A 22,983-nucleotide genomic window follows, 5' to 3' on the forward strand; every position below is an offset into this window, starting at 1 on the left:
CGGTGGCGGGCCTGACGTACTGGAAATACATCGACGACGCCTGGACGCCGATGACCGACGGCGTCACGCTCGCCGGCGACACCGCCACCCTCACCATCGCCGACAACGGCCCCTTTGACGCCGACCCCAACGAGGGCAGCATCGCCGACCTCAGCGGCCCCGCCGTCGGCCCAGCCTGCGCCGCGGGGGTGGCGCTGGGCATGGAGCGGCTGGTGTGGCGGGTCGTGTGAGGGTGCAACGCGGGGTGTGCCATGCCGCAGCGGTCGAATGCCTTAGGGCGGGCAGGTTAGAGATAGCGGATCGCGGCGATCACCAGGCCAACGCCTGTGGTGATGAATCCAAGCAGCCAGAAAAAGTGTTTGTCATGGCGCGCGAGCATTTCGTTGAAGCGCATGTCGACCTGCTCGAAGCGCTTATCCATGTCAGCTTTCGTCAGGTCCAGGCGCTTGTCGACCTGCTCGAAGCGCTTATCCATGTCAGCTTTCATCAGGTCCAGGCGCTTGTCGACCTGCTCGAAGCGCTTGTCCATGTCAGCTTTCATCAGATCCAGGCGCTTGTCGACCTGCTCTAAGCGCTTGTCGACCTGCTCGAAACGCTTGTCGACCTGCTCGAAACGCTTGTCGACCTGCTCGAAACGCTTGTTGACCAGATCGAAGCGCTTATCCATGTCAGCCGCCATCAGTTCCAGGCGCCGGTCGACCTGCTCGAAGCCTTGGCGCATCAGCTCGTGTTGGTGCTTGAGCGCTTCCTCGACGCGCACCATGCGCTCGCGCAGTTCGAGTTCGTAGACCTCGGGCGGCTTGCCGAGGCTTTGCTCGGCGATCCATTCGCTAATGTGGTTTTTGACGTACTCGCCGATTTGCTGAAGGTCTTGCTGGGCCAGGGGCATGGTCGCGTCTCCGGGTTGCCTGCGGCGCGCGGGAGCCATGCTCGAGGACCCGCATTGGGATGGATTCATACACGCTGATGCCCGCCATCCGCTGGTTCTGCGGTTTATATCGTGTAAGATCGCGCGGGACGCGAATGATGCGCACACCGTTGCGGAAATGCGGCGGACTCGGTTATAGTAGTTGACTTGCAGGCGCGTAGCTCAGTTGGTTAGAGCACCACCTTGACATGGTGGGGGTCGTTGGTTCGAGTCCAATCGCGCCTACCACACACTGCCCGTCCGTCCGCTCACGGCCGGCGGATTCGTTCATTCGATGTCATGCGCCGCGCCGGACGCCACAGGCGCCGGACCCTCCGAGATCTCGGAAGACACGGCCGGATCACGCGATCCCTCGTATCGATCGCCACTGAAACAGTTGAGTAGTAGTCATGCCGCAGATCACCCTCCCCGACGGCGCCGTCCGCCACTTCGATGCCCCGGTGACGGTGCAGCAAATCGCCGCCGACATCGGCGCCGGCCTCGCTAAAGCGACCCTGGCCGGGCGCGTGGACGGCCGGCTCGTCGACGCGAGCTACCTGGTGAGCGACGACGCCGAGGTGGCCATCGTCACCGCCCGCGACGAAGACGCCCTCGAGCTGCTGCGCCATGACGCCGCCCATGTGATGGCCCAGGCCGTGCAGGAGCTCTATCCCGGTACCCAGGTCACCATCGGCCCCGCCATCGACAACGGCTTCTACTACGATTTCGCCCGCGACGAGCCCTTCACCCCTGAGGATCTGACGGCCATCGAGCAGCGCATGCACGAGATCGTCAAGCGCGACCTGCCGATCCGGCGCGAAGTCTGGGATCGTGAGGAGGCCAAGCGCATCTTCGGTGAGCTGGGCGAGGCCTACAAGGTCCAGATCATCGACGAGAACATCCCCGAAGGCGAGGAGGTCTCGGTCTACCGCCAGGGCGAGTGGTTCGATGTCTGCCGCGGCCCGCACCTGCCGAGCACCGGCAAGCTGGGGCAGGGGTTCAAGCTCATGAAGCTCGCCGGCGCCTACTGGCGCGGCGACGCCAACAACGCGATGCTCCAGCGCATCTACGGCACCGCCTGGCGCGACAAGAAAGAGCTCAAGGCCTACCTGCATCGCCTGGAGGAAGCCGAGAAGCGCGACCACCGCCGCCTCGGCAAGCAGCTCGATCTATTCCATTTTCAGGACGAAGCCCCGGGCATGGCCTTCTGGCACCACAAGGGCCGGATCATCTACCGCGAAGTCGAGCAGTACATGCGCACCAAGCTCGACGAATATGGCTACCAGGAAATCGAGACGCCGCAGGTGCTGGATCGTGCGCTCTGGGAGCGCTCCGGGCACTGGGAGAAGTTCGCGGACGATATGTTCACGACGCACCTGGACGATCACGATTTTGCCATCAAGCCCATGAATTGCCCCGGGCACATCCAGGTGTTCAACCAGGGGCTGAAGAGCCACCACGACCTGCCGCTGCGGCTCGCCGAGTTCGGTGTCGTGCATCGCAACGAGCCCTCAGGCACCCTCCACGGGCTGATGCGCGCGCGTCGCTTCACGCAGGATGACGCACACGTATTCTGCACCGAGGATCAGCTCCAGGCGGAGGTCTCGACGCTCATCGACATGGTGTTCGAGACCTACCGGGACTTTGGCTTCGAGCACATCGCGCTGGCCCTGTCCCTGCGGCCCGAACAACGGGTCGGCAGCGATGAGCTGTGGGACAAGGGCGAGGCCGCGCTGGACAAGGCCCTGCGCGACAAGGGGCTGGACTTCAAGGTGCAGCCGGGGGAGGGCGCCTTCTACGGGCCGAAGATCGAGTTCACGCTGCATGACAGTATCGGCCGTGCCTGGCAGTGCGGCACCATCCAGGTGGACTTCTCCATGCCGGGCCGCCTCGGCGCCGAATATGTCGCCGAGGACAACACCCGCCGGGTGCCGGTGATGATTCACCGCGCCATCCTCGGCTCCATGGAGCGTTTCATCGGTATTCTCATCGAGCACTACGCCGGGGTCATGCCGGTGTGGCTCGCGCCGGTGCAGGCGGTGGTCATGAACATCACCGATCGCCAGGCCGAGTATGTGCGCGAGGTCACTAAGACGCTGCATGACAAGGGATTCCGCGTCGAGCACGACTTGAGAAACGAGAAGATCGGCTATAAAATCCGCGCCCATACACTGCAACGGGTGCCCTACCTGTTGGTGGTCGGAGACCGCGAAGTGGAGCAGGGCGAGGTGGCCGTCAGGGATCGCACGGGGCAAGACCATGGCGCGATGCCCCTGACCGCCTTGATCAACACCCTGACAGCGTCCGTCGCCGCACGCACATAAGGCGGCATCGGCCCCCGGCCGGGCGCTCATCCGTTGGTTGAGTCGCCGGCGCAGCCCGTGCATTGTCTTGTTTCCAGATCCGTAAGGAGGAGCCTGCTATCGCTGCACCAAAACGTAACCGCGTCAACGACGAGATCACGGCCCGAGAGGTTCGACTGATCGGCGCGGACGGGAATCAGGTCGGCATCGTCGACCTCAACGCCGCTCTGGAGAAGGCCACCGAGGCCAACCTGGATCTGGTGGAGATCGTGCCGAATGCCGAGCCACCGGTCTGCCGGCTCATGGACTTCGGACGCTTTCTGTTCGATCAGAAAAAAAAGAAATCCGAGGCGCGCAAGAAGCAGAGGCAGGTTCAGGTCAAGGAGGTCAAGTTCCGTCCCGGGACGGATATCGGCGACTACCAGGTCAAGCTGCGCAACCTGCAGCGTTTCCTCAACGAAGGCGACAAGGCGAAGGTCACCATGCGCTTTCGCGGCCGCGAGCATGCCCACCGCGAGCTTGGGCTTGATCTGTTGCGACGTGTCGAGAGCGATCTCGCCGACATCAGCACCGTGGAGCAGCAGCCGCAAATGGAAGGCCGGCAGATGGTCATGGTGCTGGGCCCGCGCAAAAAGTAGCGCTGGGCCGTCGGGCCGGCCCGTCGCGGGCGGGCACGGCATCGATGCCGCGACAAGGTACGTCGACGAGCCCAGCGAGCCAGTCCACCAACCTCGCTCGCAGGCGAGGTGGTCACACAACGAGCGGCACCCGGGTCAGGGCTTCCGGCAAGCCGCATCAAAAACCCATAAGCCAAACGGGGCAACGAGCCCGACCGGCTTCGTAGACGGAGAAGCACAAATGCCCAAGCTCAAGACCAACCGCGGCGCGGCGAAGCGTTTCGCCCGCACCGCCTCCGGCGCCTTCAAGCGCATCGCCTCGCACCGGCGGCACATCCTCACCAAGAAGAGCAGCAAGCGCAAGCGCCAACTGCGCAAGTCACACTTGCTGCACGCCGCCGACGTGCGCGCCGCCCGTCGCATGATTCCGTACTGCTAGCCGGAGGTCTGTTCCATGCCAAGAGTCAAACGCGGCGTCACGGCGCACGCACGCCACAAGAAGGTCCTGAAGGAGGCCAAGGGCTACTACGGTGCCCGCAGCAAGGTCTACCGGGTGGCCAAGCAGGCCGTCATCAAGGCCGGCCAGTATGCCTATCGTGACCGCCGGCAGCGCAAGCGCGATTTCCGCTCCCTGTGGATTCAGCGCATCAATGCCGCGGCCCGCATGAACGGCCTGTCCTACAGCCGCTTCATGGATGGCCTGCACAAGGCTGGTATCGAGATGGATCGCAAGGTGCTCGCGGAGATCGCCTATCACGACGAGGCGGCCTTCGCAGCCATCGCCGAGCAGGCGAAGGCGGCGCTGGCGTAGTATCGGTCGCCCCGGCATTCGCAGCGGATCCCGGGCTCGGCTTTCGCCATTGACCGGCAGCAGGCGATGGGCGTGGGTCCGCAGCCGATGCCGGTCACGTGCCACGGGCGAGCGGCGCCGGCGTGAAAGCGGCGCCGCCTGTCGACGCCCGATCGCCGCAGGCGCTGCCACCGCCACCACCGCACCGGTCCATGCCGGCTATCCTTACACAAGTCTCCGACCCCATCGATCAGCAGCCATGAGCGACGGCAACGACCTCGACGCACTGCGCGATGCGGCGCTGGCCGCCATCACAGCCGCCGATGACCTGACAGCGCTGGATCGGGTGCGGGTGGAATTCCTCGGCAAGCAGGGCCTGCTCACCGCACAGTTGAAGCGTCTCGGCGCCCTGCCGGCGCCGGAGCGCCCCGCCGCCGGGCAGGCCATCAACCGCGTCAAGGCGGCGCTGCAGACCGCCGTGGAGGCGCGCAAAGCAGCATTGGAGCACGCCGCGCTGCGGGCGCGGCTCGCCACCGAGCGCATCGACGTGACCCTGCCCGGCCGCGGCCGGCAACCCGGTGCCGCCCATCCCGTGACGCGCACCCTCGAGCGCATCGAGCAGCTCTTCGCGAACGCCGGCTTCAGCGTCGAGGAGGGCCCGGAGATCGAGGACGATTACCACAACTTCGAGGCCCTCAACATCCCGGCGCATCATCCCGCCCGGGCCATGCACGACACCTTCTATTTCGCCGACGGGCGGTTGCTGCGCACGCACACCTCACCGGTGCAGATCCGGGTCATGGAGCAGCGGCAGCCGCCCTTTCGGGTCATCGCCCCCGGCCGGGTCTATCGCTGCGACTCCGACCTGACGCATACGCCCATGTTCCACCAGGTGGAAGGCTTCCTGGTGGATGAGCAGGCGACCTTCGCCGACCTCAAAGGCGTGCTCTACGATTTCCTGCGCAATTTCTTCGAGGACGATGCCCTCAAGCTGCGCTTTCGGCCGTCGTACTTCCCGTTCACGGAGCCATCGGCGGAAGTGGACGTGCAGTGCGTCAAGTGCGGCGGCGGCGGCTGCCGGGTCTGTAAGCAGACCGGCTGGCTGGAGGTGCTGGGCTGCGGCATGATTCACCCGGCGGTGCTCGGCCATGTCCACATCGATGCCGAGCGGTGGTTGGGCTATGCCTTCGGCATGGGCGTCGAGCGCCTGGCCATGCTGCGCTACGGCATCGACGACATCCGCTTGTATTTCGAAAACGATCTGCGCTTCCTGCGGCAGTTCGCCTGAGCCGGACCGGCGGATGCCGCCGCGCTCGTCAGTGGAGATGTGATCCATGCGCTTCAGCGAAGCCTGGCTGCGGGAATGGGTCGACCCGCCGCTCGACACCCAAGCCCTCGCCGATCAGCTGAGCCTGTCGGGACTGGAAGTGGATGCTCTGGAGCCGGCGGCGCCGGCCTTCAGCGGTGTCGTCATCGGCCATGTGCAGCGTGTGCAGGCGCATCCGGATGCGGCGAAATTGCGGGTCTGCGAGGTGGATATCGGTGATGCCGAACCCCTCGGCATCGTCTGTGGCGCCGCCAATGTCGCCGCCGGTCAGCGGGTACCCGTCGCCACCGTCGGCGCGCGGCTGCCCGGCGACTTCAAGATCAAGCGCGCCAAGCTCCGGGGTGTGGCCTCTCACGGCATGATCTGCTCGGCCGCCGAGCTCGGTCTCGCGGAGAGCGCCGACGGCATCATGGTGCTCCCCGGCGATGCGCCGGTGGGGGAGGATTTGCGCGCCTGGATGGCCCTGGACGACCAGTGCATCGAGCTGGACCTGACGCCGGACCGGGCGGACTGCCTCAGCATCGCCGGGGTGGCCCGGGACGTGGGGGTGCTGAACCGTGTGGACGTGCGCGCGCCACGTGTGATGCCGGTGGCGCCCGCGGTCGACGACGCCGTGGCCGTCGAGCTGACGGCACCCGCGGCATGTCCGCGCTACCTGTGCCGGGTGATTCGCGGCGTCGACCCGAATGCGCCCACGCCGCTGTGGATGTGCGAGCGCCTGCGCCGCAGCGGGCTGCGCCCCCTCGGCATCGCCGTGGACGTCACCAACTACGTCCTGCTGGAGCTGGGCCAGCCCATGCACGCCTTCGATCTGGCGCGCATCGACGGCGGCATCACCGTGCGCCTGGCCCATGCCGGTGAGTCACTGGCCCTGCTGAATGGCGAGACCGCCACCCTGGGGGCCGATACCCTGGTGATCGCCGACCGTGCCAAGGCGTTGGCTCTCGCCGGCATCATGGGGGGCGCCGACAGCGCCGTGGGCCCGGCGACCCGGGATCTGCTGCTGGAGAGCGCGTTCTTCGCCCCCGCCGCCATCGCCGGCAAGGCGCGCGGCTATGGACTGCACACCGACGCGTCCCATCGCTTCGAGCGCGGCGTCGATCCCACGGGCTGCGCGCGCGCCATGGAACGGGCGACGGCGCTGCTGCTCGCCGTCGCCGGCGGCGAAGCCGGACCCGTGGTGGAGGCCGCCGCCGCCGACCAGCTGCCCGCGCCACCGGTGATTGCGCTGCGCCGGCGCCGCATCGAGCAGGTGCTCGGCCTTGGGCTGGACAGCGCGGCGGTGGCGGACATCCTCGGCCGGCTCGGGATGCGTCTGACCGACACCGACGCTGGCTGGCAGGTGGTTCCGCCCAGCGGCCGCTTCGATATCCGGCTGGAGGTGGATGTCATCGCCGAGCTCGGTCGGGTGCATGGGTACGATCGCATCCCGGTCACCCATGCCCGCTCCGCCGCGGTGACGCGCGCTCCGCTGGAGATGGCCTATGATCCCGCGCGCGCACGCCGGGTGCTGCTCGACCGTGGTTGGTTCGAGGCGGTCACCTACAGCTTCGTGAGCCCCGAGCTTGCGCGGCTCATCGACCCGGAGCAGACGCCGCTGGCCCTCGCCAACCCGCTGTCCGCGGAGTTGTCGGTGATGCGCACCAGTCTCTGGCCGGGCCTGTTGCAGGCCCTGCGCCAGAATCTCGCCCGCCAGCAAGGGCGGGTATGGCTGTTCGAGGCGGGCTTGCGCTTTTGCACCGACGGCGATCAACTGCACCAGGAGCCCATGCTCGCCGGTGCGGCCGTGGGCCCGGTGCTGCCGGAACAATGGGGCGCCCCGGCGCGCGAGACCGATTTCTTCGACGTCAAGGCGGACGTGGAGGCCTTGCTCGCGGTGGCGGGCGCCGCTGACGAGGTCAGCTTCGTGCCCGCTGCCCATCCGGCGCTGCATCCCGGCCAATGTGCGCGACTGGAGCGCCATGGCAGGGCCATGGGCTGGATCGGTGCCATTCACCCGTCCCTGGCGGCGCAGCTCGACCTGCCGGTGACGGTGCAGCTGTTCGAATTGGCGACGGCGGCCCTCGGCGGCGGGTCACGGCCCGCCTTCGCCGGCGTATCCAAATTCCCGTCCATCCGGCGGGACCTCGCCATCGTCGTCGCCGCCGACGTGAGCTTCGACACGGTGCGCAGCGTCGTGCGGGCCGCCGCCGGGGCGTTACTGCGCGACCTGGTGCTGTTTGACGTCTACGTCGGCGAAAAGGTGGGCCCGGGCCGAAAAAGCATGGCGTTGGGATTGATTCTGCAAGACGTTTCTCAGACACTTAGGGACGATGACGTGGCGGCGGTCGTGGCGCGCGTGCTGGCAGCCCTGCAGCGCGAAACCGGCGCCGAGCTGCGGGCCTGACGCAAGCCGCGCCGGCGCCTTCAAGCCACCCCGCTGGCCGCAGGCAACGAGACAGGCTATGGCATTGACGAAGGCAGATATGGCCGAGTATCTCTACGAAGAGCTCGGACTCAACAAGCGCGAGGCGAAAGAGGTGGTCGAATCCTTCTTCGAAGAGATTCGCTCGGCGCTCGAGGGTGGCGAGCAGGTCAAGCTCTCGGGGTTCGGCAACTTCGATCTGCGACAGAAGAAGCAGCGCCCGGGCCGCAACCCCAAGACCGGCGAAGAAATCCCCATCACGGCCCGCCGCGTGGTGACCTTCCGGCCCGGTCAAAAGCTCAAGTCGCGGGTCGAAGCTTATGTCGGACGCGATCGATAGCGTCGACGATCTACCGCCGATTCCCGGCAAGCGCTACTTCACCATCGGTGAGGTGAGTGAGCTGTGCGATGTGAAGCCACACGTACTGCGCTACTGGGAGCAGGAGTTTCCGCAGCTCAAGCCCGTCAAGCGCCGCGGCAATCGCCGCTATTATCAGCACCACGACGTGGTGACGGTGCGTCAGATCCGCTCGCTGCTCTACGAGCAGGGCTTCACCATCGGCGGCGCACGCCAGCAGCTCTCCGGGGAGGGCGCCAAGCACGACAGCTCCCAAAGCCACCAGATCATCCGCCAGATGCGCCTCGAGCTCGAAGACCTGCTGCACGATTTGAAGCGCCGGCAACACTAGCAGACATCGCCCGTGCAGGCCCCGTCATCGATGCGCCCGGCGACATTGCAGAGACCGAAGCGGCTTGAGTATACTGTTGGGCTTCCGGGCGTAGCGCAGTCTGGTAGCGCACCACAATGGGGTTGTGGGGGTCGCAGGTTCGAATCCTGCCGCCCGGACCAAACACGAACGCGGCCCTGGCTGGCGCCAGGGCCGCGTTTTTTATGGGCGGCTGCGGCCTGTCCGGGGCCGACCCCGACGATACGCGTTACAGCGGGATCATCAGCACACTGGGCTGGTCCAAAGACAGATGGCCAAGTCATTGGAAGCGCCGGCTGCATCGACGCCCGCCAGCACGGGTGCATTGATCCGCGTCCGCGGACTGGTGCAGGGGGTTGGGTTTCGGCCCACGGTGTGGCGGCTGGCCCGTGAGCTCGGGCTCGCCGGCGGCGTGCGCAACGACGGCGACGGGGTGCTGATCCGCGCGCTGGGCTCGGCGGCTGCTATCGAGTCCTTGTGCCGGCGGCTGCGCACGGAGCCGCCGCCGCTTGCGCGCATCGACAGCATCGAGCGCAGCCCTTGGGACGGGGCCGGCGTGGCCGGGGGGGAGTTTGCCATCGAGCACAGTGCCGCGACCGGCGTGCACACCGGCGTGGTGGCGGATGCCGCCACCTGCCCGGCCTGCCGGGCGGAGCTGGATAATCCCGCCGATCGCCGCTACCGCTATGCCTTCACCAACTGCACCCACTGCGGCCCCAGGCTGTCCATCGTCCGCGCCATCCCCTACGACCGCGCCAACACCAGCATGGCCGTGTTCCCCCTGTGCCCGGCCTGCCGGCGCGAGTACGACGATCCGGCGGATCGGCGCTTCCACGCCCAGCCCAACGCCTGTCCGGTCTGTGGGCCCCGGGTCTGGCTGGAAGATGCGGCGGGTCACACGCTGGACCCCGCCGCCTGCGGCGTCGTCGACGCACCCGCCGCGGCGAGCCGGCTGCTGGCGCAGGGGCGCATTCTGGCCATCAAAGGCGTCGGCGGCTTCCACCTCGCCTGCGATGCGGCCAATGCCGAGGCCGTCGCCGAGCTGCGCCGGCGCAAGGGCCGTGATGTCAAGCCCTTTGCGCTGATGGCGCGGGACTTGGAGGTGATCGCCGGCTACGGCGCGCTCGAGCCCGGCGCGGCGGAGCTGCTGCGGCAACCGGCGGCGCCCATCGTGCTGCTGCCCGCACGGGCCGATGCCGTGCTGTCCGCCGGCGTCGCCCCCGGGCAGACGACGCTCGGCTTCATGCTGCCCTACAGCCCGCTCCACCATTTGCTGCTCGCGGACTGGGATCGGCCCCTGGTGATGACCAGCGGCAACCGCAGCGACGAGCCCCAGTGCATCGACAACGACGACGCCCGCCGCCGCCTGCGCGCCATCGCCGACGCGCTGCTGCTGCACGACCGCGACATCGTCAATCGCGTGGATGACTCGGTGGTGCGGCTCATGGACGGCGCCCCGCGGCTGCTGCGCCGGGCCCGCGGCTTTGCGCCGGCGCCGCTGACCCTGCCGGAGGCCATGGCGGCGCTGCCGCCGGTGCTCGCCATGGGCGGCGAGCTGAAGAACACCCTGTGTCTGCTGCAGGATGGCCAGGCGGTGCTCTCCCAGCACCTGGGCGATCTCCACGACGCCGCCACGGCGCGCGAGTTCGAGCACACCATCGCACTCTACCGGTCGCTGTACGAGCACCGGCCCGCCGCGGTGGCCGTGGACGCACACCCGAGCTACCACGCCTCCCAGGTGGGGCGGCGCCTGGGTGCGGAGCTGGGTGTGCCCGTGGTGGAGCTGCAGCACCACCGCGCCCACATCGCCGCCGTGCTCGCCGACAACCAGTGGCCGGCGGATGGCCCGCCCGTGCTCGGTCTCGCATTGGACGGCTCGGGCTATGGCGACGACGGGACCATCTGGGGCGGCGAGTGGCTCGTCGGCGGCTACACCCACCAAAAGCGCGTCGCGCACCTGCGCCCGGTGCCGCTGCCGGGGGGCGCCAAGGCCATCCTGGAGCCCTGGCGGATGCTCTTCGCGCATCTGCATACCGCCTTCGGCTGGGACGCCTTCGTGCGCGAGCGGGCGGGGCTGGCGCTGGCGCGGGACTTGTCCGCACGCCCGCTCAGCCTGCTCCAGCGCATGCTGGCCACCGGCATCAATGCACCGCTGACATCGTCCTGCGGGCGGCTGTTCGATGCCGTCGCCGCGGCGGTGGGCATCTGCCCGGATGCCATCGCCTACGAGGGCCAGGCGGCCATCGCGCTCGAGGCGCATTGCGCGGCACTGGACACCGCCGCCGGCTATCCGTTCGCGCTGACGGCGGCATCCGGTGTCCGTATGCTCGATCCTGCGCCCATGTGGCGCGCCCTGTGCGACGATCTCGCGGCCGGTGCCGATGCGAGCGAGGTGGCGACGCGCTTCCATGCGGGCCTCGCCGATGCGCTGACCAGGCTGTCGGTGGCGCTGGCGGCGGCCCATGGCATCGGCACCGTTGCCCTGTCCGGCGGGGTGCTGCAGAACCGCACGCTGTTCGAGGGCCTGTGCGCGCGGCTGCGGGCGGCGGGGCTGGACGTGCTGACCCACCAGCGCGTGCCGGGTAACGACGGCGGGCTCGCCCTGGGCCAGGCCGTGGCCGCGGCTTTGCTGTCGCAGGCGAAGGCCGGCTGACACCAAGCCCCGCCCCGGGCGGGCCTAACCCAGCCAGCGCGGCGGCCGCGGGCGGTAGCGGTCCGGAATCAGCAGGGTCGGGCTCTGCTGGGACGCGTCGGGCTGCGGGTGGTCCAGGGTGTAGTGCAGGCCGCGGCTCTCGCGGCGGCGTTGGGCGGACTGGACAATGAGATCGGCGACCTCCACCAGGTTGCGCAGCTCCAGCAGGTCGGTGTCGACGCGGAAGTCGCTGTAGTTCTCGATGATCTCCTGGCGCAGCAGGTCGATGCGGCGCTTGGCGCGCATGAGGCGCTTGTTGGTGCGCACGATGCCCACGTAATCCCACATGAAGCGCCTGAGCTCCTCCCAGTTGTGGGAGATGACCACTTCCTCATCGGGCACGGTGACGCGGCTCGCGTCCCAGGGCGGGGCCGCCGGCGGCGCCGGCCAGCGATCCGCCAGGGCTTCGATGTCCTGCGCCGCCAGCTCGCCGAACACCAGGCACTCCAGCAGCGAGTTGCTGGCCATGCGGTTGGCGCCGTGCAGGCCGGTGTAGGCGGCCTCGCCGATGACGTAGAGCCCGGGGCGGTCGGCGCGGGCGCGCGCATCGGTGACGATGCCGCCGCAGGTATAGTGGGCCGCCGGCACCACCGGCAGGGGCTCGGTGGTCATGTCGATGCCGAGCTCCAGGCAGCGCGCGTGGATGGTGGGGAAGTGCTCGCGGATGAACCCGGGCTCGCGGTGGCTGATGTCGAGCAGGACGTATTTGCTGCCGATGCGCTTCATTTCGTGGTCGATGGCGCGGGCGACGATGTCGCGCGGCGCCAGCTCGGCGCGTTGGTCGAAGCGCGGCATGAAGCGCTCGCCGTTCGGCAGCAGCAGCCGTGCGCCTTCGCCGCGCAGCGCCTCGGTGATGAGAAAGGACTTGGCCTTGGGGTGGTACAGGCAGGTCGGGTGGAATTGGATGAATTCCATGTTCGCGGCGCGGCAGCCGGCGCGCCAGGCCATGGCGATGCCGTCGCCGGTGGCGACATCCGGGTTGCTGGTGTAGAGATAGGCCTTGCTCGCGCCGCCGGTGGCGATGACCACGAAGCGCGCCAGGAAGGTCTCCACCTCGCCGCTGGCGCTGTTCAGGCAATAGGCCCCCATGCAGCGGTGCTCATCGGCGCCGACGCGCAGCGCGTCGATGAGGTCGATGGCGGTGTAGTGCTCGAACAGGTCCACGTTGGCGCGTGCCCGCACCTGTCCTTCCAGCGTGTCTTCCACGGCCCGGCCGGTGGCATCGGCCGCGTGCACCACCCGACGGTGGGTGTGACCGCCCTCGCGGGTCAGGTGGTAACCGCCGGCGTCGCGATATTGCTCGCCGCGGGTGAATTGCACGCCCTCGTCCAGGAGCCAGCGGATGTTCTGCGGACCGTGCTCGACGACGAGGCGGACCATCGCCTCGTCGCAGAGACCGGCGCCCGCGTTGATCGTGTCCCGCACATGGGACTCCACCGAATCCGCCGCATCCAGCACGGCGGAGATGCCGCCCTGGGCGTACAGGGTGTTGCCTTCGCGCAGCTCGCACTTGGAGAGCACCGCGATGCTGAGCCGGGCGTGCAGCCTTAGTGCCAGGCTGAGGCCGGCGGCACCGCTGCCGATGATGAGCACGTCGTGGCGGTGTTCGGTCGTCATGGGTGGGTCTCGGGTTAAGGTCACGACTGCTTGCTCGCAGCCCGGGCACGTCGCGGAATCTGCAATAACTGCTGTCAGCGTAAGGATTGATCAAGGTGACGTGGCGCGGGGACCGCAGGTGACGCGGCACTCTGTCCGGTCTGTCAGGGTAGGGGTAGGACAAAATTTGGACAGATCCATAAAAAGGATGGTCACGAGCTGAAAAATTGTGAAAGACCCATTTTGATGCAGTGGTTTGCCCGCACGTTTATCGTTAGAGAACCGGTCGGCGAGCCCTGTCGGTGCCGCGTGAATCTGCGCGGCACGGATGCCGGCGGTTGCGCTGCGTCAGCCCCAGTGTCGCGGCGCGCGAACTTAACTGTGCTGGTGAGTGTCAATGGCAACATGCAACAGGCGCGGTCGGCATGCCCGCTCATGCGACGCCGGGAGGCGCCATGAGTGAGCGGGAAGCGGACCAGGCCCTGGTAGAGCGGGCGCAGCGCGGTGATGGACGCGCCTTCGACCTGTTGGTTTTGAAGTACCAACAGCGCATATCGGCGCTGATCGGCCGATATCTGCGTGACAGCAACGAGGTCATGGATGTAACGCAAGAGGCCTTTCTGAAGGCCTACCGGGCACTGCCTGGCTTTCGGGGCGAGAGTGCGTTCTACACCTGGATCTACCGTATCGCCATCAATACGGTCAAAAACTACATGGTCGCCCAGGGACGACGACCACCGGGCGACGACGTCGAGGCCGAGGTTGCCGAGCAGATGGACGTCGGCGGGCGTTTGCGCGAGCAGGCGACGCCGGAGCGTGAACTGCTCACCGACGAGATCGCCGACAATGTGCAGGCTGCGCTGGACGGACTGCCGGAGGACCTGCGAACGGCCATCGTGCTGCGCGAGTTGGAAGGGATGAGCTACGAGGAGATCGCCACGGCCATGTCCTGTCCCATCGGCACGGTCCGCTCGCGGATCTTCCGGGCACGGGAGGCCATCGACAAGCGGCTGCGGCCGCTGCTGATGACCTGATGCCGGGGGGCGCCGGTTGAACGAGGACGTAACGGCCCATCAGCCTGCACACTCTATGCCCGAGGGCCCGAGCGCAACGGCCGTGTTGCGTGCTCGACGCCGGAGGCAGTGGCTTACCGATTGAAATGTGTTTTCCGGGGGTTCGATATGAGCACGGAGCAGCAGCGTCAGCGTGTCTCGGCCCTCATGGATGGGGAAGTGGGCCGATTCGAGGCCGCCGCAGCCGTCAAGGATCTCATCGGCTCGGCGGATCTGTCCGGGCACTGGGAGCGTTGGCATATCATCGCCCGGGCACTGCGGCACGAGCCGAACAACATCGCGGCGCGCCAGACCGCCGCCCGCGTGCGGGCCGCCCTCGACGGGCGCGATCCGGTCATGCGGAAGACCATGCCCACGAGGGTCGCCCATTGGCTGCGCCGGCCGGTGGCGGGAGCCGTCGCCGCCGGTGTGCTGGTACTGGGGCTGGCCCTGGTACTGACCCGGCCACTGCCGCCATCCGCATCCCCCGGTTTCGCCGAGGCTGCCGGCACAGCGGAGCGCTGGCAGCAGGCCGACCCCGCCGTGCGTGCCAGGCTCGATCGTCTGCTGGTCACCCATCAAGAGCAGGCGGCGGTGATCGGGCGCTCGGGCGTCGCCGCCTACGCGGCGGTCATCGGTTACGAGCGCCGGCCCTGAGCCGGCCGCCAGTCGGCGCAGAGGACGAACCGCAATGTCAGCCATGCTCAGGACCATTGGCCGCGCCGTGCCAGGGTGCGCGGCGGCGCAGCGATGGTGGCCCGGCCGACGGCGACTGTACGCCGGCCTGCTGCTCGGCGCACTGCTCGGCCTGCCGTGGGCCTCGCCGCTGCATGCCGGCGACGACCCGCAGTTGCTGCTCGAGCGCATGCATCAGGCGCTGCAGCGGGTCGAGTTCGAGGGCACACTGGTGTATGTGCATGGTAACGAGCTGGCCGCTCTGCGGGTGAGCCAGCGCCTGAGCAATGGCAAGCCGGCAGAGAGCCTGCTCTCGCTGACGGGGCCAGTGCGCGCGCTCTCACGCCATGCGCAGGGGGTGACCTGCATGTTGCCGGACGCCGAGCCGCTCTCGGTCCGCAATGCGCAGAGCAGCTTCCTGCGCACCGTATCCTTCGACTTTCCGCGCCTGCGCCGGCACTACGGGATCGAGGCGCAGGGGCGGTTCCGCATCGCCGGCCGCGATACGCACGTCGTGGGGGTTCATGCGAAGGACGGATACCGCTACGGTTACCGTTTCTACATCGATGACGCGAGCGGCCTGCCGCTGAAGGTGGATTTGCTCGCCGAGGATGGTCATGCCGTGCAGCAGATCATGTTCACCGACATCGACATCGACATCGCAGGGCAGCCGCGCCCGATCACCGCCCCGGCGCCGGCCCTCGAAGACGAAGTCCTGCCGGATGCAGACGTGGTGATCACCCAACTGCCGCCGGGCTTTCGGATCGTTTCCCGCAAAAAGCTCGTGCGCGACGACGGTCACGACATCCACCAACGCGTGGCGAGCGATGGCCTCGCGGCGTTCTCCATCTACGTGGAGCCCCCGATGGACGGCGCACTTCGCGGCCGGTCCCAGCTCGGCGCTGTCACGGCGGCCGGCAGACGGGTCGATGGCCACCAGGTGACCGTGGTGGGCGAAGTGCCGCCGGCGACTGCGCAAATGGTGCTCGAGCATCTCGAGGTCGTGGCAAGCCCTTGATGGCGGCGTCCGGGGTGACGCGGCGACTTGCAGTCGGCCTGCTGAGGGAGCGCGACCGTGGTATTCATTGCGTCCGCCGCCGCCTGGCCCTATGCTTGTGAGTCTTGCCCAGTCGGGATCAACCATCGTGCCGTGATCGAAGAACAAGCCACTGTGGTCGAAGCAAGCGCAAGCACCGTGTGGGTGGAGGCGGTGCGCCGCAGCACCTGCGGCAGCTGCAGCGCGTCGGCGGGCTGCGGGACTTCACTGCTCGATCGCTTTCTCGGCCGGCGCCCGCTGCGGTTGGAAGTCGACAACAGCCTTGCCGTTGCCATCGGCGATCGGGTGATCGTCGGCGTGCCGGAGGGGGCGATGCTGCGGGCCGCCGCTGCAGCCTACCTGAGTCCGCTCGCCGGCTTGCTGCTCGGTGCCCTGTGCGGACGCCACCTGCCGGCGCTGTGGTCGGGGCCGGCGGGGCCGGAGTGGCTGAGCCTGCTGGGTGGCGCCGTTGGCTTCTGGCTGGCATTGCGTTGGACGGCACGCTACAGCCGAGCCTTGGCCCGGGATACACGGTTTCGCCCAATCTTGCTGCGACGCGAGGCCGCAGCCAGCGTCAGCGTCTCCTTCGGTTGAGTGGTTCGCCGGTCACCGCCGGCACTGAGGCCCGCCACGATCACCATCCAAGCCCGATGCCGGCCGAAGCCCATCCTGTCACCCGCCCGCCGCCAAACGCCTCGTGATCGTTGTCTGCCCGCCCGGTCAGCGCGCACCGGGCGCCGATGCCGCTAACCTCATCGCCAGCCTACGCGGGTGCCACTAACGCCTCCATGTCCATCGCGATCCGCTCACTGCTGTGTTTGTCGCTGCTGATGCCCGCGATCCAGGGGATCGCATCGGATGCCCCCGCGGCGCCAACGGCAACGCGCTTTGGCCTGCCGGACTTCACCGTTTTGGTACAGCGCTATGGACCGGCGGTCGTCAACATCAGCACCAAGCAAAGTGCACTGTACGGCCCACAGGATTTCAGTGAGGACGGCGAGCTCAGTGAAGACAGTCCGCTGTACGACTTTTTTCGTCGCTTCTTCGGTGAGGAGGGCCCGTTGCCCGAGGACGGCGACAACGGCCGCTCCCTGGGCTCGGGGTTCATTCTCTCGCCGGATGGTTATGTGCTGACCAACGCGCACGTCATCGAGGCCGCCGACGAGATCATTGTGCGCACCAGTGACCGGCGCGAGTTCGTGGCCGAGCTGGTGGGCGCCGATGAGCGCAGCGATGTGGCCCTGCTCAAGGTCGACGGCACGGACCTGCCGGCGGTCGACATCGGCTCTGCGGCGGACTTGCAGGTCGGGGAGTGGGTGCTGGCCATCGGCTCGCCCTTTGGCTTCGAGCACTCCGCCACCGCGGGCATCGTCAGCGCCAAGGGACGGAGCCTGCCCGCCGAGGACTATATTCCCTTCATCCAGACCGATGTGGCCATCAACCCGGGCAACTCCGGTGGCCCGCTGTTCAACCTGGATGGCCAGGTGGTGGGCGTCAACTCGCAGATCTACAGCCGCACCGGCGGCTTCATGGGCCTGTCCTTCGCCATCCCCATCGACGTCGCCATGGATGTGATGGCCCAGCTCAAGGACAAAGGACGGGTCAGTCGGAGCTGGCTCGGTATCCTGATTCAGGACGTCACCCGCGAGCTCGCCGAGACCTTCGGCCTGCGCCACCCCCGGGGTGCACTGGTGGCACAGGTGTTGCCCGGCAGCCCGGCCGCCGTCGCCGGTCTGCGCGCCGGCGACATCGTGCTTGCGTTCAATGGCAAGGAGGTGGCCACCTCCAGTAATCTGCCGCCCATGGTCGGCGCAGCCAGGGTGGGCACCGAGGCCATGCTGATGGTGCTGCGTGATGGCGAGACCATCGAGCTGGCGGTGATGCTGACGGAGCTGCCCGAGGAAGAGGCATTCACCGTCGCGCCGGTTCAGGCGGAGCCGGCGGCGGCGGACCGGCTGGGGCTCGTCGTGGAGGACCTGAGCGCGGAGGCGCGCGAGCGCCTGGGCCTGCGAGAGCGCGGCGTCATCGTCGACAGCGTGGAGAGCGGCCCAGCGCAGCGGGGCGGTCTGCGCGCCGGCGACATCATTATCAGCTTCGATGGTGAAGCGGTGCCCAACAGCAGTCGTTTCCGCCAATTGCTGGACGCAGTCGAACCGGGTGACGCCGTAGCCGTGCTCGTGCAGCGCGGGGACGGGCGCATGTTCTATCCCATCCGCGTCCCCGCAGAGTGATGCGGGCGCCGAGCAGCAGCCATCGCCGAGTGGCCCCGGGGGCCGCGCATCAACCAGGACCGACCGCCTTCATGCCGGACCAGAAACACATCCGCAACTTTTCGATCATCGCGCATATCGACCATGGCAAGTCGACCCTGGCGGATCGCTTTATTCAGCACTGTGGCAGTCTCACCGATCGCGAAATGTCGGATCAGGTGCTGGATTCCATGGATCTGGAGCGCGAGCGCGGTATCACCATCAAGGCGCAGAGCGTGACGCTGGACTATCCCGCGGCGGACGGCCAGCTCTATGAGCTGAACTTCATCGATACACCGGGCCATGTGGATTTCTCCTACGAGGTTTCGCGCTCGCTCGCGGCCTGTGAGGGGGCGCTGCTGGTGGTGGATGCGGCCCAGGGGGTGGAGGCGCAAAGCGTGGCCAATTGTTACACGGCCATCGATCTGGGGCTGGAAGTCCTGCCGGTGCTGAACAAGATCGATCTGCCGTCGGCGGAGCCGGAGCGGGTGATTCGAGAAATCGAGGAGATCATCGGCCTGGAGGCCGAAAACGCGCTGCGCGTCAGTGCCAAGACCGGCGCGGGTATCCCCGAGCTGCTGGAGATGCTGGTGCAGCACGTGCCGCCGCCCACCGGGGAGGCCGATGCGCCGCTGCAGGCGCTGATCGTCGACTCCTGGTTTGATCCTTACGTCGGCGTGGTTTCGCTGATCCGCGTGGTCAACGGCACCCTGAGCAAGAAGGACAAGATCAAGGTCATGTCCACCGGCCGCGTCCATCAGGCCGACAGCATCGGCGTCTTCACGCCAAAAAAAACCGAGCGGCGCGTGCTCGGGGTCGGCGAGGTGGGCTTCCTGATCGCCGGCATCAAAGAGATCGACGGGGCACCGGTGGGCGACACCATCACCGGCGCCGACCGGCCGGCGGCGGCGCGTCTGCCGGGCTTCCGCCAGATCCAGCCACGGGTCTTCGCCGGGCTGTATCCGGTGTCGTCCGACGACTACGAAGACCTGCGCGATGCCTTGGGGAAGATTCGGCTCAACGACTCGTCGCTGTTCTACGAGCCCGAGACGTCCCAGGCGCTTGGCTTCGGCTTCCGCTGCGGTTTCCTCGGCATGCTCCACATGGAGATTCTGCAGGAGCGTCTGGAGCGCGAGTACGACCTGGATCTGATCACCACGGCGCCCACCGTGGTCTACGAGGTGCTCAAATCCGACGGCGAGACCATCAACGTCGACAACCCCGCCAATCTGCCGGAGTCCGGCGCCATCGCCGAGATCCGCGAGCCCATCATCGAGGCGCATATCCTGGTGCCCCAGGACCTGCTCGGTGGTGTCATGAGCCTATGCATCGAGAAGCGCGGTGTGCAGAAACAGCTCCAGTACCTGGGTGGGCAGGTGCAGGCCGCCTACGAACTGCCACTCAACGAAGTGGTGCTGGACTTCTTCGACCGTCTCAAGTCCGTCAGCCGCGGCTATGCATCCTTCGAGTACGAGCTCAAGCGCTTCCAGGCCGCTGACCTCGTGAAGCTCGATATCCTGATCAACGGCGAGCGGGTGGATGCCCTGTCGCTGATCGTGCACCGCAGCAACGCCCAATTTCGCGGCCGCGAGCTCACCGAGCGCATGAAGGATCTGATCCCGCGGCAGATGTACGAGGTGGCCATCCAGGCGGCCATCGGCAGCAAGATCATCGCCCGCACGACGGTCAAGGCGCTGCGCAAGAATGTCACCGCCAAATGCTACGGCGGTGATGTGACCCGCAAGCGCAAGCTGCTGGAGAAGCAGAAAGCGGGGAAGAAGCGCATGAAGCAAGTAGGCCGGGTAGAAATCCCACAGGAAGCGTTCCTTGCCGTTTTGCAGACCGGCAAGGATAATTAAGCGTTTTGCAAGCCGCCCGGCCGTGACAAATCACCCGTAACCGGCCGCGACCGCACAACAACGGCGGCACATCGCAGCATCCAACGGCGCACCCGTGTCTGCGCCCGGCGCACGCCGCCGCAGTGACGCCAACGCGCGGCGCGGCATGTACCGATACCGGGCGGCGCCCCGCGCGCACGCCGCCTCTACTGATCTTTGAAACAGCATGAGCTTCGATTTCCCGACTTTTCTCGTCGCCGCAACGGTGCTCACCGGCGGCATCTGGCTGGTGGATGCCCTGGTGTTCGCCCCGCGCCGACGGCGCCTTGCCGCCGAGCAAGCGACTGGCGGTGACGCCGGTGAGGCGGCGGGCGGCGCGGGCGCTCGCATACCAACGCCCAAGCCGCAGTATCGCGAGCCGGTCATCGTCGAATATGCCCGCTCTTTTTTTCCGGTCATCCTGGCGGTACTGTTGTTACGCTCCTTTTTGGTCGAGCCCTTTCGTATCCCCTCCGGCTCCATGATGCCGACACTGCTGGTGGGCGATTTCATCCTGGTGAACAAATTCGCCTACGGTCTGCGCTGGCCGGTGCTCAATACCAAATTCCTGGATCTGGGAGAGCCGGAGCGCGGCGATGTGGTGGTATTCCGCTTCCCGCAGAACGAGTCCATCGACTACATCAAGCGCGTCGTCGCCGTGCCCGGCGACCAGGTGTACTATCGCAACAAAACGCTGTACGTCAATGGCGAGCCGGCGGCGCAGGTGGCGCTGCCGCCCTACGTGGGTGAGGGCTCGGGGCAGAGCCACACCGGTGCGCTGCGGGCGGTGGAAGCGATCGACGGCATGGAGCACGAGATCCTGATCAATCCACGCGCCGGCGATTTGCCGCTGGGCTGCCGGGTCTTGGCGGACGGCCCGGTGACGGTGCCCGAGGGTGCCTACTTCGTGATGGGAGACAATCGCGACAACAGCAACGACAGCCGCTGCTGGGGCTTCGTGCCCGATGACAACCTCGTGGGCGAGGCCTTCGCCATCTGGATGCACTGGGACGGTGGACGCGATGGCTTCCCGGTCGCCTTCGGTCGGGTTGGCGATGTCATTCATTGACGCCGTCTGCCGCCATCAGAAACGGCCTGAGATGGCATGAGCGCAAACCCAAACCTGCTCGTCCAAGCGCTGCTCGGTGATGCTGCACACCTGCGGGCCGACCTGCTGGCCCGGGCGCTGACGCATCGCAGCGCCGGGCGGGCCAACAACGAGCGGCTTGAGTTCCTGGGTGACGCCGCCCTCGGCCTGATCATGGCCGAGGCGCTGTGCGCACGTTTTCCGCATGCCGACGAAGGCGAGCTGAGCCGCCGCCGGGCGGCGCTGGTCAACAAGGACAGCCTGGCCGCCGTGGCCCGGCAACTGCGGCTTGGTGATTACCTGCATCTTGGCCCCGGCGAGCTGCGCACCGGCGGCCACGCCCGGGATTCCATCCTGGCGGACGCGCTGGAGGCGGTCATCGGTGCCGTCTATGCAGATTGCGGCTTCGCGTGTGCCCGCGACATGGTGCTACGGTTGTTCGCCGCGCGGATCGAGCGGGTGGCGGGTGCCGACGCGGTCAAGGATCCGAAAACACGGCTTCAGGAGTGGCTGCAGGCCCGCCGGCGCCCGGTGCCCGGATACAGCGTCGTCGAGATCGCTGGCGACGCACACAACCAACGGTTCATGGTGGCTTGCCGTCTGGCGGACACCGGTGCCGAGACCGCGGGGCAGGGCAGCAGCCGCCGACGCGCCGAGCAGGACGCCGCACAGCGCATGCTCACCGAGCTGCAGGCCGAATCCCATGACTGATCGCTGCGGCACCGTTGCCATTATCGGCCGGCCCAATGTCGGCAAGTCGACGCTGCTCAATCGGCTGCTCGGGCAAAAGCTCGCCATTACCTCGCACAAGGCGCAGACCACCCGGCATGCCATCCTGGGTGTGAAGAGCCGTGCTGATGGTCAGATTTTGTACGTGGACACGCCGGGCCTGCACCAGCGCGGCGGCAACGCCCTGAACCGGCTCCTGAATCGCACGGCGCGGGCGGCGCTCGCCGACGTCGACCTGATCCTGCTGGTGGTGGAGGCGTTGCGCTTCACCGACGAGGATGCCATCGCGCTGGATGCCGCCGCCGACGCCGGGCCGCCGGTGCTGGTCGCCGTGAACAAGGTGGACCGGGTGAAAGACAAAGGCGCGCTGCTGCCTTACCTGCAGCAGCTCTCGGCGCGCCATGACTTCGCTGAGGTGGTGCCCCTGTCGGCGCGCACCGGCGATCAGGTACCGCTGCTGGAGGACCAAATCCTTGCGCGCCTCCCGGAAGGCGCGCGGCTGTTCCCCGACGAGCAGCTCACGGACCGCTCCGAGCGCTTCTTCGCCGCCGAGCTGCTGCGCGAGCAGCTGACGCGGCGCTATGCCCAGGAGTTGCCCTATGCCGTCACCGTCGAGATCGAGCGCTTCGAGGATCTCGGCGAGCGCTACCTGATCCACGCCATCATCTGGGTGGAGCGCGAGGGGCAGAAGGCGATCATCATCGGCCGCGGCGGTGAGGCGCTCAAGGCCAGCGCCACGGAAGCCCGCCGGCAGATGCAGCAAATGTTCGGCTGCCCGGTCCACCTGGAGGTCTGGGTGAAGGTCAAATCCAGCTGGAGCAGCGACGACGCCGCGCTGATGAGCCTCGGTTACGGGGACTAGGAGCCTGTCCGACTTAGGCTCAGGATTCGGTCTCATCCGTGTGCTACTGCCAAAAAATATACGAATCGGTTTA

21 protein-coding genes and 2 tRNA genes are annotated in these 22,983 nt (G+C 67.3%); 21 read left to right on the forward strand and 2 right to left on the reverse strand.

From position 1 onward, the window contains the following. Window positions 1-230: choice-of-anchor U domain-containing protein (locus tag QZ588_RS14580; protein ID WP_295543675.1), on the forward strand; the 230-nt coding region annotated here is incomplete at its 5' end. Between the two features lie 56 nt (window positions 231-286). Here QZ588_RS14580 and QZ588_RS14585 read toward each other — a convergent pair. Then, window positions 287-889: a hypothetical protein gene (locus QZ588_RS14585; RefSeq protein ID WP_295543676.1), complete on the reverse strand. Its 603-nt coding sequence runs from the start codon at window positions 887-889 to the stop codon at window positions 287-289. 190 nt (window positions 890-1,079) lie between these two features. On the opposite strand from QZ588_RS14585, the gene QZ588_RS14590 reads away from it, so the two are divergent. The 11 genes from QZ588_RS14590 to hypF all read left to right on the forward strand — a co-directional run bounded on the left by QZ588_RS14590 (window position 1,080) and on the right by hypF (window position 11,708). Beyond that, a tRNA-Val gene (locus QZ588_RS14590) sits at window positions 1,080-1,156 on the forward strand. A gap of 161 nt (window positions 1,157-1,317) precedes the next feature. Further along, window positions 1,318-3,231, forward strand: coding sequence for a threonine--tRNA ligase (gene thrS / locus QZ588_RS14595; RefSeq protein ID WP_295543677.1), 1,914 nt, complete (start codon window positions 1,318-1,320; stop codon window positions 3,229-3,231). A 77-nt stretch (window positions 3,232-3,308) separates the two neighbouring features. Beyond that, complete coding sequence (infC, locus tag QZ588_RS14600; protein WP_295543695.1) at window positions 3,309-3,848, forward strand: translation initiation factor IF-3; 540 nt, start codon at window positions 3,309-3,311, stop codon at window positions 3,846-3,848. 220 nt (window positions 3,849-4,068) lie between these two features. Continuing rightward, a complete protein-coding gene (rpmI, locus tag QZ588_RS14605) occupies window positions 4,069-4,266 on the forward strand; it encodes a 50S ribosomal protein L35 (RefSeq protein ID WP_295543678.1) in 198 nt (65 codons plus the stop codon). A 15-nt stretch (window positions 4,267-4,281) separates the two neighbouring features. After that, on the forward strand, window positions 4,282-4,638 hold the full coding sequence (gene rplT / locus QZ588_RS14610) for a 50S ribosomal protein L20 (protein ID WP_295543679.1): 357 nt from the start codon (window positions 4,282-4,284) through the stop codon (window positions 4,636-4,638). A gap of 238 nt (window positions 4,639-4,876) precedes the next feature. Continuing rightward, window positions 4,877-5,905 (forward strand): phenylalanine--tRNA ligase subunit alpha, encoded by a 1,029-nt coding sequence (pheS, locus tag QZ588_RS14615; protein ID WP_295543680.1) that lies wholly within the window; start codon window positions 4,877-4,879, stop codon window positions 5,903-5,905. Window positions 5,906-5,951: 46 nt separating this feature from the next. Then, window positions 5,952-8,330 carry a phenylalanine--tRNA ligase subunit beta gene (pheT, locus tag QZ588_RS14620; protein ID WP_295543681.1) on the forward strand — a complete coding sequence of 793 codons (2,379 nt, stop codon included), beginning with the start codon at window positions 5,952-5,954 and terminating at the stop codon, window positions 8,328-8,330. 58 nt (window positions 8,331-8,388) lie between these two features. Further along, the gene (ihfA, locus tag QZ588_RS14625; protein ID WP_295543682.1) at window positions 8,389-8,688 is read left to right on the forward strand and encodes an integration host factor subunit alpha; all 300 of its coding nucleotides are present in this window, start codon (window positions 8,389-8,391) and stop codon (window positions 8,686-8,688) included. Continuing rightward, complete coding sequence (locus QZ588_RS14630) at window positions 8,669-9,037, forward strand: MerR family transcriptional regulator (RefSeq protein WP_295543683.1); 369 nt, start codon at window positions 8,669-8,671, stop codon at window positions 9,035-9,037. Before ihfA ends, QZ588_RS14630 begins: the two co-directional genes overlap by 20 nt. 84 nt (window positions 9,038-9,121) lie before the next feature. Beyond that, window positions 9,122-9,198: transfer RNA gene (locus QZ588_RS14635), tRNA-Pro, on the forward strand. A 128-nt stretch (window positions 9,199-9,326) separates the two neighbouring features. Further along, window positions 9,327-11,708 (forward strand): carbamoyltransferase HypF, encoded by a 2,382-nt coding sequence (hypF, locus tag QZ588_RS14640; RefSeq protein WP_295543684.1) that lies wholly within the window; start codon window positions 9,327-9,329, stop codon window positions 11,706-11,708. A gap of 24 nt (window positions 11,709-11,732) precedes the next feature. Here hypF and nadB read toward each other — a convergent pair whose 3' ends face one another. Further along, window positions 11,733-13,364 (reverse strand): L-aspartate oxidase, encoded by a 1,632-nt coding sequence (gene nadB / locus QZ588_RS14645; RefSeq protein WP_295543685.1) that lies wholly within the window; start codon window positions 13,362-13,364, stop codon window positions 11,733-11,735. A gap of 434 nt (window positions 13,365-13,798) precedes the next feature. Between nadB and rpoE the strand changes: the two genes are divergently transcribed. The 9 genes from rpoE to era all read left to right on the forward strand — a co-directional run bounded on the left by rpoE (window position 13,799) and on the right by era (window position 22,910). Continuing rightward, window positions 13,799-14,377: an RNA polymerase sigma factor RpoE gene (gene rpoE, locus QZ588_RS14650; protein WP_295543686.1), complete on the forward strand. Its 579-nt coding sequence runs from the start codon at window positions 13,799-13,801 to the stop codon at window positions 14,375-14,377. A gap of 147 nt (window positions 14,378-14,524) precedes the next feature. After that, on the forward strand, window positions 14,525-15,052 hold the full coding sequence (locus QZ588_RS14655; RefSeq protein ID WP_295543687.1) for a sigma-E factor negative regulatory protein: 528 nt from the start codon (window positions 14,525-14,527) through the stop codon (window positions 15,050-15,052). Window positions 15,053-15,245: 193 nt separating this feature from the next. Then, the gene (locus QZ588_RS14660) at window positions 15,246-16,088 is read left to right on the forward strand and encodes a MucB/RseB C-terminal domain-containing protein (protein ID WP_295543688.1); all 843 of its coding nucleotides are present in this window, start codon (window positions 15,246-15,248) and stop codon (window positions 16,086-16,088) included. A 132-nt stretch (window positions 16,089-16,220) separates the two neighbouring features. Next, on the forward strand, window positions 16,221-16,700 hold the full coding sequence (locus QZ588_RS14665; protein ID WP_295543689.1) for a SoxR reducing system RseC family protein: 480 nt from the start codon (window positions 16,221-16,223) through the stop codon (window positions 16,698-16,700). A gap of 194 nt (window positions 16,701-16,894) precedes the next feature. After that, window positions 16,895-18,337 carry a DegQ family serine endoprotease gene (locus QZ588_RS14670; protein ID WP_295543690.1) on the forward strand — a complete coding sequence of 481 codons (1,443 nt, stop codon included), beginning with the start codon at window positions 16,895-16,897 and terminating at the stop codon, window positions 18,335-18,337. A gap of 71 nt (window positions 18,338-18,408) precedes the next feature. Beyond that, a complete protein-coding gene (gene lepA, locus QZ588_RS14675; RefSeq protein ID WP_295543691.1) occupies window positions 18,409-20,214 on the forward strand; it encodes a translation elongation factor 4 in 1,806 nt (601 codons plus the stop codon). A 205-nt stretch (window positions 20,215-20,419) separates the two neighbouring features. Further along, entirely contained in the window at window positions 20,420-21,301 is an 882-nt protein-coding gene (gene lepB / locus QZ588_RS14680) for a signal peptidase I (RefSeq protein ID WP_295543692.1), read from the forward strand. A gap of 36 nt (window positions 21,302-21,337) precedes the next feature. Then, complete coding sequence (rnc, locus tag QZ588_RS14685; RefSeq protein WP_295543693.1) at window positions 21,338-22,030, forward strand: ribonuclease III; 693 nt, start codon at window positions 21,338-21,340, stop codon at window positions 22,028-22,030. Then, a complete protein-coding gene (gene era / locus QZ588_RS14690) occupies window positions 22,023-22,910 on the forward strand; it encodes a GTPase Era (protein WP_295543694.1) in 888 nt (295 codons plus the stop codon). The genes rnc and era overlap by 8 nt, the downstream gene beginning before the upstream one ends. The last annotated feature ends 73 nt before the right edge of the window (window positions 22,911-22,983 follow it).

The sequence above is a fragment of the uncultured Thiohalocapsa sp. genome, assembly GCF_913062725.1.
Classification (GTDB): domain Bacteria; phylum Pseudomonadota; class Gammaproteobacteria; order Chromatiales; family Chromatiaceae; genus Thiohalocapsa.